This is a genomic window from Cupriavidus sp. 05N39 (assembly GCF_056397325.1).
Genome location: NZ_JBFTNE010000074.1, coordinates 1 through 12,400, shown reverse-complemented (window position 1 = coordinate 12,400; position 12,400 = coordinate 1). Strand labels below are relative to the sequence as shown.

Genomic DNA, 12,400 nt, shown 5'->3' with positions numbered 1-12,400 from the left:
ATGACAAGACACGACAACAAGCGGAGACGACGGCATGAGCAGGCAAGTAGCGTTTTATTTCGACTTCGGCAGCCCCTATTCCTATCTGGCTTACAAGGAACTGCCTCGCGTGGCGCAGCGCACCGGCGCCGAGATCATATGGCGGCCGATCCTGCTGGGCGGCGTCTTCAAGGCCACCGGCAACCATAGCCCCGCGGAGATTCCGGCCAAGGGTCTCTGGTCGAAGACCGACACGCAGCGCTGGTCGCGGCGCTACGGCGCAAACCTCAGGCAAAATCCGCACTTCCCGGTCAACACGCTGGCGCTGATGCGCGCCGCGACAGGCTTCCAGATGCGGGACGAGGCGGCGTTCCACCGCTATGTGGCGGCGATCTTCACCGCCATGTGGGAAGAGCAGCGCAACCTGAACGACCCGGCCGAGATTGGCGCCGTGCTCACGGCGGCCGGGTTCGATACGCGCGAGGTGCTGGCCATGATCGACGACCCCGTGGTCAAGGATGCCCTGAAACAGGCCACCGAAGCGGCCGTGGCACGCGGGTTGTTCGGCGTGCCCAGTTTCATCGTCGGCGACGAATTGTTCTGGGGCAACGATCGCTTGCTGTTCGTCGAGGAAGCACTGGCCGCGTAGCCGCATCGCCGGCGCGCAGGCTGGCCACTGTTATCAAGGGGCGACCGGCACTTGCGGCGCCGGCTCGCTTGCAGCGATGTCGGCACCCCGTCCCCAGGGCATGGAGTGAAGGTGTTCGGCTATCGATATGCGCCGTTTGCGCATGTGGGAGGCACGGGTAGAATCGCGCATCCCAGGGATGCTGCCGCGATGCCGGCACGCCCGCTTTCCAGCCAGCCATGACACAAACCCCGGCCACGCCCGCCTACGAGATCCTCTTTGCTTTTACCGGCCACGCCGGCACGGTGCTGGAAATCAAGCGCCTCGGCCTGCCCGCCGATGCCCCGCGCTCGCGCAAGTACCAGTGGCTGTGGCTGGACACCGGCAACAACCCGGCGCAAGTGGTGCCGCTGCGGTTTGTCTCGATGAACCAGGGGATGCGCCAGGAACGCGTGTTTGCCGAAGGCACGCTGCGCTTCGACGAACGCGAGGCGGAACTGGCCTGGCATACGGCAGGCACCCTGCACCTGCAAGCGTGCCTGCCGTATGCGGTGCCGGCCGCCGTTGCGAAACTGGTGGCGCGTTTCGTCGCACAGCAGTGAGCATCAGCGGGCCGTCCCCGCAACGGCCTTCACTCGCCCAGGAACTCCGCGAGCACTTCCAGCCCCTCCACATGATCCGCCACAACCTTGGCGATCACGGCGATGGGAATGGCCAACAGCACACCCCAGGTGCCCCATAGCCAGGTGAACAGCAGCAGCACGATGAACACGGCGACGGCATTCATCTTGGCCATGCGTCCGGTCATCCAGGTGGTGACCAGCGCGCCGATCAGGGTGGCGACCAGCAGCGAGCCGCCCGCCGCCATCGCCGCCGTGCCGAAGTCGCCGGACTGCATGAAGGCGGCAAGCCCGATGCACACGGCGATCAGGACCGCGCCGAAATAAGGCACCAGATGCAAGGCGGCGGCGGCCAGCGCCCAGGTGCCGGCGTTGTCCACGTGCAGCCATTTCAGCAGGAACCAGGTCAGCGCGCCAACCATGGCATTGGTCACCACCAGCATCACCATGTAGCGCTGGATCTGCCGGTTGATCTCGTCGAGCATGTGCACGCTGATCTTCTTTTGCGACAGCGTGGTCCCGGCCATCTTGACGAACTTGCGCTTGAACATGTCGCCGGACACCAGCATGAAGAAACTCAGGAACAACACCACCGATGCCTGGCCGACGAGCGCGAAGACGCCAACCGAGCCAGCCAGCAGGATATTGTTGAGCGAGTCCCCGGCGCGTTCCACGATGACCCGCGAGCCACGCACGGGCGGCCCTTGCCCGGTGCCGCCCAGCACCGTGGCCGCCCGCCGGATCTTCTGCAGCATCGAGTCGTCGCCGCTGAGCAAGGCGCCCACCGAGCGGGACAGCTTGGTAGCCACTTCCGGCAAGCGGTCCACCAGCCCCGATACCTGGTCCTGCAGCAAGTAGGCGCAACAGACCACGCCGGCCAGCAGCGCAAGCAGAACTAGCGAGGCACCAAGCACGCGCGGTATGCGGCGGCCGCACAGCACGGTCACCAGCGGATCCAGCATGTAGGCAATGACCACCGCCAGCACCACGGGAATCACAAACTCGCGGGCCAGGTGCAACGTATAGAGCGAGGCCAGCACCGCGAGGACGGTCAGCGCCCGTGCGCTGCGTCCCGCAGGTACAGAGTCGGGAGCGGCCTCCGGCGCCACGCTTGCCAGGGCGGCGGCCGCCGCCTGCCCGGTTGCGGATTCAGGCGCGGGTGCGTGGCTGTCCGCCCCGGCGCCAGGGCCGGCATCCGCGTCAGGAGGAATGGACGATTGGCTCGCCGCAGCGGGCCCGGCGTTCAGATCGGCCATGGGTTACAGATTGCTCGCATGAAAGACAGCATGAAAGGTGGCTTGGGGGCGCCATACCAGCGCGGCTGACGGTGGCGGTGGACTCTTCCCGGACACAAGGCGGGGTATCGGGCCCAGGGCATGGGGGACGAATGCAATGCGCAAAGCACACGCAGGCGCAGGCGCCCGCCTCGCATCAATCAAGCATAGCCTTGCCGGGGCGGGATTCTGTCGGCGAAAGCCGCTAGCCGGTGTAGGACAAGCACGCCTTGCCGCGCCGCACGCGATGCGCCACATTGAGAGGAGCGACGCAAGCGGCGCGAAAACGGCCGGGCAACCGCCAGGCTCGGTCGCCGGCGCTTCGTATCGCCGCCCTGCCGATGACGGACCCTATGCCATGCCGATACTCGACGCACGCGCCCGCCTGGTGCTGAAACATCCCGGCCGCTTCGTGCTGCGCACGCTCAGGCATTTCCGCGCCAACCAGGGGCTGTTGCTGGCCGGGGCCGTGGCGTACTACGCGCTGCTGTCGATCGTGCCAATGCTGATCCTGATGGTGATCGCGCTGTCGCATGTGATCGAACCGGAGTCGTTGCTTGCGACATTGTCCCGTTATCTGGAATGGCTGCTGCCAGGACAATCGCGCGCGCTGGTCGCCGAGCTGGGCAATTTCCTGGCGAACCGCGGGGTAATCGGCTGGGTGCTGCTGGTGAGCATGATCTTTTTCAGCTCGCTGGCGTTCACGGTGCTGGAGAACGCCATGTCGGTGATCTTCGTGCACCGGGTGGCGATCCGCCGCCGCCACTTCCTGGTGTCGGCGGTGCTGCCGTATTGCTACATCGTCGTGCTGAGCGCGGGCTTGCTGCTGGTGACCGTGGTGTCGGGCAGCCTGCAGGCCATCGGCGAGCACCATGTGGAATTGCTGGGCCACGACTGGTCGCTGGACCGGCTCTCTCGCGCCCTGCTCTACCTGTTCGGGCTGGCGGGCGAAATCCTGCTGCTGATGTCCATCTACCTGGTGATGCCGGTGGGGCGCCTGTCGCTGCGGCATGCCCTGATCGGTGCGGTCACCGCCGCGCTGCTATGGGAAGTCTCGCGTCGCGTGCTGGTGTGGTACTTCGCCACGCTGTCGCAGGTCAGCGTGGTGTACGGCTCGCTGACCACCGCCATCGTGGTCCTGCTCAGCCTGGAGATTGCCGCCACCCTGCTGCTGCTCGGGGCACAGGTGATCGCGGAGTTCGAGCGCAGCGGCGCGGAGGCGACGCCGCAAGCCGAAGCTGAGCGCTTTCATACCTGAACCCCGGCGCGCCCTGGCGCAAAGCCGCGCCAGGGCATTGAGGGCATTAGTGCAACGGCTGCAGCAACGCCGGCAGCGAAGCGGCCAGCAAGGCCACCCCGGAGGCCGTCAGCAGGCTCAGCACGATCCTGCGGAAAGCGATTTCACTGATACCGATGTACAGGCGCGCGCCCAGGATGCTGGGCACCAGCATGGCCGGCCCCACCACCAGGAACATGGGCAGCATGTCGCGCGTGACGATGCCGGTGCCGACATAGGTGGCCATGGTCACGGCCAGCGTGGCCAGGTTGAAGTTCTGGATGATCGCGCGCTGCTCGTCCTTGGCAAGTCCGCGCAAGGTGCACCACAGGGTCGGGATGACGCCGGTGAATCCGCCGATGCCACCCATGATGCCGCCGGCCGCGCCGATCACGCCGTCGGCCACGCGGCCGCCGAAGCGGATTCTCGGCAGTTGCCCGGACATCAGCATCAGCGGGCACCAGATCGCCAGCAAGCCGCCCAGGCAGGTCTTGAATACCGCCGGATTGAGCGCCGGCAGGATGGCCACGCCGATGGGAATACCCAGGACGCCGCCGGCCACGAAGGGCAGCAGTTGCCGCGGCGAGAAGCTGCGCCGCACGGTCACGGCCGCCACCACCTGCCCGGTCAGGGAGCCGAACACGGCCATGGTCGCCGCCAGGCGCGGCTCCACCGTCCAGACCCAGAAGGACATGGCCACCATGCCGAAGGCAAAGCCGGACAAGCCCTGCACGAAGCCGGCCACAATGGCGCCCAGCGCCAGGATCAGGACAGGAAAATCCATCGGGAACTCGAATGCCCACAAGCCGTGCCAAGGCTGCGGGAAAGCCGGAAACGAAAGCCGCAAACTATGCCGTGGAATGGCTGGTTTGTCATCTCCCGGTGGCTTTCACGCCGCGTGCACGTATATCGAGCACCTTGGCGCGGGCGGCACCGAAACGCGCGCCCTCGGCCGCCAGCCAGTCCTCCACCATGGCGATATGCGGCGTCTGCCCATGCGCCGAAACAAAGAAGTAGGACGCCTGCGAGCGCGCATGGATGCCGAACAGGTCGACCAGGCGGCCAGCCTCGATATCTTCGAGCACCAGCGCCGAACGGCCCATCGCGATGCCCTGGCCGGCCAGCGCCGCGCCCACGGCGAGCTGGGACAGGTTGAAGCGCTGCCCGGCCTCCAGCCCGGCTGCCTCCATCTCCACGCCCGCCACCCGCAGCCAGTGGCGCCATTCCTCGAAGGCTTGCGCGCCGTCCCAGGGGCTCGCATCGTGCAGCAGCCAGGCGCCCTTCAGGTCCTGCGGGCCGCGCAGGTCCGGATGCGCCGCCAGGAAGCCGGGGCTGGCCACCGGCAGCAGCCATTCGTCCAGGAACAGCCGGGCCTTGAGGTCGTCATAGCCGCCCAGGTCGAAGCGCACCGCGGCGTCGATCCCGTCGCGCACCATCCGGGTGCGGTCGAGCGCGTGGAACTCGCCGTAGACACGCAAGCCCACCTCGGGATGATCGCGAAAGAAATCGCCCAGGCGCGGGGTCAGCCAGCGCATGGCGAACGATGGCGCGCAACTCAGCGCGATCGGGCCGGCCTCGCGCGGCTTGCGCAACTGGGTGAGCGTGCCTTCGATGGCCTGGAAGGATTCCCGCAGCACAAAACGCAGCCGCTCGCCCTCCGGTGTCAGCACCAGTGCGCGCGGTGTGCGCAGGAACAGCGGCCGGTCCAGCCATTGCTCAAGCTGCTTGACCTGCTGGCTGACCGCGCCCTGCGTCACGCACAGCTCCGTGGCCGCGTGGGTGAAGTTGCAGTGCCGCGCCGACGCCTCGAAACAGCGCAGCCAGCTCAGCAGCGAAGACGATAGCAAGGTGTTCATAAGTGGCTGCCGCTGCGCATCTCTTTCCGTAAATATCCATTAGTAAAACTAATACTTCGCCAAGTATAAATGGATTGCGGCACAGCCTGACCGGGCCAACAATGAAGTCATCCCGAACGCATGGCAGCCAATCCTTACCGATGAACCAGCCTATCCCCACAAACCCGACGCATGCGCTCCACGCCAGCCTGAGCGCGGGCGAGCCCTTGATGTGGTGCAATCCGGCCCGCCTCGACACGCCGCCCCCGGCCCAGGCCGCTGGCGAGCGGAGCATTAGTCTGGCTGATGTCGAGGCGGCACAAGCGCGCTTTGCGCGCTTCACCCCGCTGCTGCCGGCGCTGTTTCCGGAACTGGTGGAGACGGCAGGCGCCATCGAATCGCCCCTGCTGGCCGTGCCGGCGATGCAGGAAAGCCTGGGGCTGCCGCCGGGCCACGGGCGCCTTTGGGTGAAAGCCGACCACAGCTTGCCGGTGGCTGGCTCCATCAAGGCCCGTGGCGGCATTCACGAAGTCCTGGAGTTTGCCGAAAGCCTGGCCCTGCGGCACGGCCTGATCGGCCCCGGCCGCAGCGCGCCGGAGGATTACCTGGCGCTCGCGGGGCCTGCCGCGCGGGCCTTGTTCGCACGCTACCAGGTGGCGGTCGGCTCCACCGGCAACCTCGGCCTGAGCATTGGCGTGATGGCCTCGGCCCTGGGGTTTCGCGCGGCCGTGCATATGTCGTCGGACGCCAAGGCGTGGAAGAAGGCGCGACTGCGCAACCGAGGCGTGGAAGTGGTGGAGCACGCGGGCGACTATGAGGAAGCCGTCGCCGCCGGGCGCCGCCAGGCGCAGCAGGATCCGTTCACCTACTTTGTGGACGACGAGCGCTCGCTGTCGCTGCTGCTCGGCTATAGCGCGGCGGCGCTGCACCTGCGCGGGCAGTTGCAGGCGCACGAGATCCGCGCCGATGCCGACCATCCGCTGTTCGTCTATCTGCCCTGCGGCGTAGGCGGCGCGCCGGCCGGCATCACCTTCGGCATGCGGCAATGGCTTGGCCCGCATGTGCACTGCTTCTTTGCCGAGCCCACGCAGTCGCCCTGCTTCCTGGTGCAGATGATGGCGGACGGGGGCAATCCATCCGTCTATGACTTCGGCCTGAGCAACCGCACCGAGGCCGATGGCCTGGCCGTGCCGCGCGCCTCCGAACTGGCGGCGGCGGTGATGCGCCCGCTGCTGTCGGGCGTCTTCACCGTGGCGGACGACACCTTGTTCGCGCACCTTGAGCTTGCCTGGCGCACGCAAGGGCTGCGCATCGAACCCTCGGCCGCGGCCGGCTTCAGCGGCCCGCGCATGCTGTGCGAAAGCGCCGCCGGGCGCGCCTATCTGGCCCGGCACCAGCTGGAGACCGCGATGCCGCAAGCCACGCACCTGGTGTGGACCACGGGCGGCCTGTTCGTCCCGCCGGCGGAATACCAGGGGTTCCTGGACAAGGCGGCCGCGCTCGCAGCCTGACCAATGATCGTCGATCAACGATTAACCATTGCACGCCAGCCGGCCCCCTCAGCCGCCGGCCTCTGCCACGCAGGAGAGTCAGCATGAAAACCGTTCAAACCTTCAAGCTTGCGGGCCTGGCCGCCTGTTGCCTGGCGGTGCCTGCCGGCGGCGCGCTGGCCCAGGCCTACCCCACGCACCCGATCCAGATGGTGATCCCCTTCCCGCCCGGCGGCGCCACCGACGTGATCGGCCGCCTGCTGGCCAAGAAGCTCGGCGACCGCCTGGGCCAGACGGTGGTGATCGACAACCGGCCCGGCGCGGGCACCATCGTCGGCGCCGGCCTGGTGGCCAAGGCCGCGCCGGATGGCTACACGCTGCTGGTCAGCTCGGGCACCACCTTCACGGTCAATCCGGCCATCCATCCCAAGCTGCCTTATGATCCGCTCAAAAGCTTCGAACCGATCGGGCTGACCGGGCGCACCGGCCTGATCCTGCTGGCCAACCGCGATGTGCCGGTCAACAACCTCAAGCAGCTCGCGGCAGCGGTCAAGGCCGCGCCCGGCAAATACTCCTACGGCTCCTTCGGCACCGGCACCACCGCGCAGTTCGCCGGCGAAATGCTGCTCAACGATCTCGGCATCAAGATGCTGCATGTGCCATACCGCGGCAGCTCGCCCGCCATGACCGACCTGATCGGCGGCCAGATCCCGTTCTCGGTGGACACGGTCTCGGCCGCCGTGCCCCAGATCCGCGCCGGCAAGGTCAAGGCCATCGCCGTGACCACCGCCAAGCGCTCGTCCTTGCTGCCCGACGTGCCCACGGTGGCGGAAAGCGGCTATCCGGCTACCGATATGGATACCTGGCTGGCCGTGGTAGCGCCGCGCGGCTTGCCGCCCGAGGTCAAGGCCAGACTGGAAAAGGCGCTGGCCGAGACCATGGCCGATCCGGACACGCGCAAGAAGCTGCTCGACAATGGCTTCGAGCCGTCCTACGGCACCGCGGCCGACGTGACCGCGCTGATCACCAGGGAGCTGCCGCGCATGCGCGCCATCGCGCAGCGTGCCAACATTCAGGCTGACTGAACGCAGGCGCCGGGAAGCGGGCTCGGTTTGACAGTGCCCGCCCCTGCCCACATCATCGCAAGCACAGCCGCCCCGGAGGCGGCGTCACGCCATCCAGAACGACCCGAGACAAGCCAGCCAATGACGCTCCCCGATTCCGACGCAACGATCTTGCACCTTGCACCGCCCGCCGCCGGGCAGCCCGCGGCCACCATCGACACGCCCGCCCTGGTGCTTGACCTCGACGCCTTCGAGCGCAACCTGGCGCAAATGCAGCAGGCCGCCGACAAGGCGGGCGTGCAACTGCGCCCGCATGCCAAGGCGCACAAATGCCCCGATATCGCGCTGGCGCAGATCGCGCGCGGCGCGGCCGGCATCTGCTGCCAGAAGGTCAGCGAGGCGCTGCCGTTCGTGCAGGCCGGCGTCAGGGACATCCACATCAGCAATGAGATCGCGGGGCAGGCCAAGGCCGCGCTGCTGGCGCGCATGGCGCTGGACGCCCGCATCAGCGTTTGTGTCGACGATGCACGGCAGGTCGCGACGCTGGCTACCGCCGCCGCGCAAGCCGGCAGCCACATCGGCGTGTTCGTGGAGATCGACGTGGGCCAGGGCCGCTGCGGCGTGGCCGACGCGCCAGCCGCGCTGCGCCTGGTCGAAGCGATCCGTGCGCACGCGCAGCTCGAATTCCGCGGCTTGCAGGCGTATCACGGCGGCATCCAGCATGTGCGCGATTACGCGGCGCGCCGGCAGGCGGCGGCGGATGCAGCGGCGCGTACCGCCGCCATCGTTGCCGGGCTGGCCGAGGCCGGCGTGGCTTGCGCGACCGTGACCGGCGGYGGCAGCGGAAGCGTGGAGTTCGACCTGGCCAGTGGCGTCTATACGGAGATCCAGCCCGGCTCTTATATCTTCATGGACGCCGATTATGGCCGCAACGATTACAGCGGCACGCTGCGCTTCGAGCACAGCCTGTTTATTGCCACCGCGGTGATGAGCGTGGCGGCGGCAACGCGCCCCGCSCCCCGTGTGGTGCTCGACGCCGGCCTTAAGTCGATGGCGGTGGACTCCGGCTTGCCTCTGGTGTGGGATGGCGATGGCCCCAGCCGGACCGTGGCTTATGTGGCGGCCAACGACGAGCATGGCATCCTTGAACCGCTTTCCGGCGGCAACGGCGCCGATCTGCCCGGCCTCGGCACCCAGGTACTGCTGGTACCCGGGCACTGCGACCCCACCCTCAACCTGTACGACGAAATCGTCGGCGTGCGCAAAGGCCTCGTGTCACTTGTCTGGCCGGTGGCGGCGCGCGGCCTGAGCCGGTAGCGTGGCCAACGCATCGGAACGCCCTGCCTGCAACAACCCACGCAAGAGAATGCCATCATGATCCAGAACGACAACCTGCTCGCCCAATCCGCCGTGGCGCTGCGCCGCATGATCGGCAGCAAGGAGATCTCACCGGTTGAGCTGCTGGAGGCGTGCATCGCCCGCATCGAGGCGGTCAATCCCTTCGTCAACGCCATCACCGCAACCTGCTATGAGCGCGCGCGCGCGGAAGCCCTGGCTGCCGAGCGCGCGGTGCTCGACGGCGCCCCGCTGGGCCTGCTGCACGGCCTGCCGCTGGGCGTGAAGGACCTGGAGGCCACCGCCGGCCTGCTCACCACCTATGGCTCGCCGCTGTACCGCGACAACGTGCCCGGCGCCGACAACGTGCTGGTGGCACGCCTGCGCGCGGCCGGCGCCATCGTCACCGGCAAGACCAATATTCCGGAGATGGGCGCGGGCGCCAACTCGCGCAACGCCGTTTGGGGCGCCACCGGCAATCCGTTCAACCCAAACCTCAACGCGGGCGGCTCCTCGGGCGGCTCGGCCGCGGCGCTGGCATGCGACATGCTGCCGGTCTGCACGGGCTCGGATACCGGCGGGTCGCTGCGCATTCCCGCCGCCAAATGCGGCGTGGTGGGCTTCCGCCCGTCGCCGGGCGTGGTGCCCAGCTCGCGCAAGCTGCTGGGCTGGACGCCGATCTCCGTGGTGGGCCCGATGGGCCGCACCGTGGCCGATGCCTGCCTGCAACTGGCGGCCTCCGCCGGCGTCTCGGCCAGCGACCCGCTCACCTACGCGCTCGACCCGATGTCCTTCCTGGTGCCGGCCAATATCGACCTGGGCTCGTTGCGGGTGGGCTGGACCGAGGACTTCGGCGTCTGCGCGGTGGACAACCAGATCCGCCAGGTGTTCCGCGACAAGATCGCAGCGATGCGGCACCTGTTCCGCAGTTGCGACGAAGTCCGTTTTGACCTGGGCGAGGCACACCGCTGCTTCGACGTGCTGCGCGCCGAAAGCTTCGTGGCCGGCATGCACGAGGCCTACCAGCGCGACCCGCAAAGCCTGGGCCCGAACACGCGCGCCAACTATGAAATGGGCGCAGCCATGTCGCTGGGCGACAGCGCCTGGGCGCAGGCGGAACAGACCCGCATCCTGGGCCGCTTCCAGGCCGCGTTTGAAGACTACGACGTGATCCTGTCGCCGACCACGCCGGTCTCGCCGTTCCCGTGGACCAGCCTCTATGCCGAGACCATCAACGGTGAGAAGCAGGAGAACTATTACCGCTGGCTGGCGCCGACCTATGTGGTCACGCTGACCACCCACCCCGCCATCAGCCTGCCGTGCGGCGTCGACCATGCCGGCATGCCTTTCGGCCTGCAGGTGGTGGGACGCTTCCGTGCCGATCACCACACGCTGGGCGTGGCGCATGCGATGGAGCAGGCCTTTGCCGGCTCGGAAGCGCTGCGCCGCCCACTGCCGCGGCTGGACCAGTTGCGCGAAGCGGTGCCCGGCCTGAAATCCATCGTGACCGCGCCACCGGTGCTGGACGGCCCGGCCGGGCAGGCGTCTTCGGTGTCGGCCGTGTAGTACCCGGCGGCCGGTAGCTGTCGGACTTGGCCGTCGGGATTAATTGTCGTGCAGCAGGCCAAGGAGTTGGGCCCTGCGCACGATCTGCTTGCGCGTGCCCGCATCCAGCTTGGCGGAGAGGTTCTTCAAGTGCCATTTGACGGTCTCCTGGCCGATACCCATGGCAAGCGCGATTTCCTTGTTGGCGAGATGCCGGGCCAGCAACTCCAGCACACTGCGCTCCTTCGGCGTCAGTACCATGCTGGGGGCCGCGCGTGGCCCGCCTCCACCTGTCCCGGCGGGCGGGCGCGCCGTTGGCGCGGGTTCCAGGCGCCGCATGGCTGCGCTTTCGGAGCCTGCATCGCGCGCCCAGTCCGCCAGCGCGGGGTGGACGTCGCGCAGGCCGCGCTTGATCCCGTACGCCTGCAACAGGTTCATGGCTTCGCGTAACAACGCAAGTCCCTTCTCGCCGCAGCGGTCCAGTGCCAGGGCACGCAGCGCCATCATTTCGATGCGCACGCCCCCTTGCTTCATCGCATCCGCTCCCGCCTCGGCCCGCGCCAGCCACTGTTGCGCCGCGCGCCAGTCCTGCTCCGCAAAGCTGGCGTAGGCATGCGCCATGTCCTGGAGCAACACCAGCCTGTGCTGCCTGAGCGGAAACTCAGGGGCGGCGCTCTGCGCGGCGATCTCGTCGATACGGCGCAACAGGGCCTGGCATGTCTCGGAGCGGAAACGCCCGCAATGCAGCCGCAACTGCTCGGTCAGGCTCGCCACGCACAGCCGCGGCAGATTGCGGGYAGTACCGACGGCGTCCATGGTCTCCAGCAGGTCGAGGGCGCGGTGCTCCAGGCCCGTGGCGGCCGCGATGCGGGCCGCCGTACGGTAGGCAAGCAGCACGGTGTCGGGCGTGCCACCGCGCTCCAGGATGTCGAGCCGGTTGGCCAGCAGCGCCGCCGCTTCGTCCAGCTCGTCCTGCTCATAGGCGGCAGTGGCCAGCAGCGCGGCGATCATGCAGGAGAACGGGTGGCGCCGGCCCAGTTCTTCGTCGGCGCGGGCCAGCGCCGGCCGCAGCGTGYGATCCGCCAGCATCACCTGCCCCTCGGACAAATACCCTAGCCCGACGATGTAGTCGCGCCACCGGATCACATAGCGATATGCCAGGCTGTCATCGCCACGCGGCGCCTGCTGCTGGTAGCGGCGCGCCTTGGCATATTCCCCCGCCATCAACGCGCGGGCAGCCAGGCGATTGGCATGCGCCTGCACCAGCCACGCATCGCTCACGGGCGGTACCTCCCCCCAGCGATCGAACAGGGCGGCCATGCAATCCGGCTCGTCCGCGTAATAGGCGGCGGCG

The 12,400-nt window shown here is 68.0% G+C and carries 11 protein-coding genes; 7 read left to right on the top strand and 4 right to left on the bottom strand.

Annotated elements, in window-relative coordinates:
• Positions 1-34: 34 nt before the first annotated feature.
• Together AC1DN0_RS29095 and AC1DN0_RS29090 are read left to right on the top strand one after the other, a co-directional pair.
• A complete protein-coding gene (locus AC1DN0_RS29095; protein WP_441635460.1) occupies positions 35-628 on the top strand; it encodes a 2-hydroxychromene-2-carboxylate isomerase in 594 nt (197 codons plus the stop codon).
• Positions 629-846: 218 nt separating this feature from the next.
• Positions 847-1,209 (top strand): hypothetical protein, encoded by a 363-nt coding sequence (locus AC1DN0_RS29090; protein WP_441635462.1) that lies wholly within the window; start codon positions 847-849, stop codon positions 1,207-1,209.
• Positions 1,210-1,238: 29 nt separating this feature from the next.
• Here AC1DN0_RS29090 and AC1DN0_RS29085 read toward each other — a convergent pair whose 3' ends face one another.
• A complete protein-coding gene (locus tag AC1DN0_RS29085) occupies positions 1,239-2,483 on the bottom strand; it encodes an AI-2E family transporter (protein ID WP_441635464.1) in 1,245 nt (414 codons plus the stop codon).
• Positions 2,484-2,859: 376 nt separating this feature from the next.
• Here AC1DN0_RS29085 and AC1DN0_RS29080 point away from each other — a divergent pair, with 376 nt between their 5' ends.
• Positions 2,860-3,759: a YihY/virulence factor BrkB family protein gene (locus AC1DN0_RS29080; RefSeq protein WP_441635466.1), complete on the top strand. Its 900-nt coding sequence runs from the start codon at positions 2,860-2,862 to the stop codon at positions 3,757-3,759.
• A 46-nt stretch (positions 3,760-3,805) separates the two neighbouring features.
• On the opposite strand, the gene AC1DN0_RS29075 is transcribed toward AC1DN0_RS29080, so the two are convergent.
• Both AC1DN0_RS29075 and AC1DN0_RS29070 read right to left on the bottom strand, forming a co-directional pair.
• The gene (locus AC1DN0_RS29075) at positions 3,806-4,561 is read right to left on the bottom strand and encodes a sulfite exporter TauE/SafE family protein (protein ID WP_441635468.1); all 756 of its coding nucleotides are present in this window, start codon (positions 4,559-4,561) and stop codon (positions 3,806-3,808) included.
• Between the two features lie 88 nt (positions 4,562-4,649).
• On the bottom strand, positions 4,650-5,633 hold the full coding sequence (locus AC1DN0_RS29070) for a LysR family transcriptional regulator (RefSeq protein ID WP_441635470.1): 984 nt from the start codon (positions 5,631-5,633) through the stop codon (positions 4,650-4,652).
• A gap of 140 nt (positions 5,634-5,773) precedes the next feature.
• Here AC1DN0_RS29070 and AC1DN0_RS29065 point away from each other — a divergent pair, with 140 nt between their 5' ends.
• The 4 genes from AC1DN0_RS29065 (at position 5,774) to AC1DN0_RS29050 (ending at position 11,067) form a co-directional block, all read left to right on the top strand.
• The gene (locus AC1DN0_RS29065) at positions 5,774-7,123 is read left to right on the top strand and encodes a D-serine ammonia-lyase (RefSeq protein ID WP_441635472.1); all 1,350 of its coding nucleotides are present in this window, start codon (positions 5,774-5,776) and stop codon (positions 7,121-7,123) included.
• Positions 7,124-7,206: 83 nt separating this feature from the next.
• Positions 7,207-8,187, top strand: a complete 981-nt coding sequence (locus tag AC1DN0_RS29060) for a Bug family tripartite tricarboxylate transporter substrate binding protein (protein ID WP_441635474.1) — start codon at positions 7,207-7,209, stop codon at positions 8,185-8,187.
• Positions 8,188-8,307: 120 nt separating this feature from the next.
• Positions 8,308-9,483: a DSD1 family PLP-dependent enzyme gene (locus AC1DN0_RS29055; protein ID WP_441635476.1), complete on the top strand. Its 1,176-nt coding sequence runs from the start codon at positions 8,308-8,310 to the stop codon at positions 9,481-9,483.
• A 57-nt stretch (positions 9,484-9,540) separates the two neighbouring features.
• Positions 9,541-11,067 (top strand): amidase, encoded by a 1,527-nt coding sequence (locus AC1DN0_RS29050; RefSeq protein ID WP_441635478.1) that lies wholly within the window; start codon positions 9,541-9,543, stop codon positions 11,065-11,067.
• A 39-nt stretch (positions 11,068-11,106) separates the two neighbouring features.
• On the opposite strand, the gene AC1DN0_RS29045 is transcribed toward AC1DN0_RS29050, so the two are convergent.
• On the bottom strand, positions 11,107-12,400 hold a 1,294-nt coding region (locus AC1DN0_RS29045), incomplete at its 5' end, for a LuxR C-terminal-related transcriptional regulator (protein ID WP_477146196.1).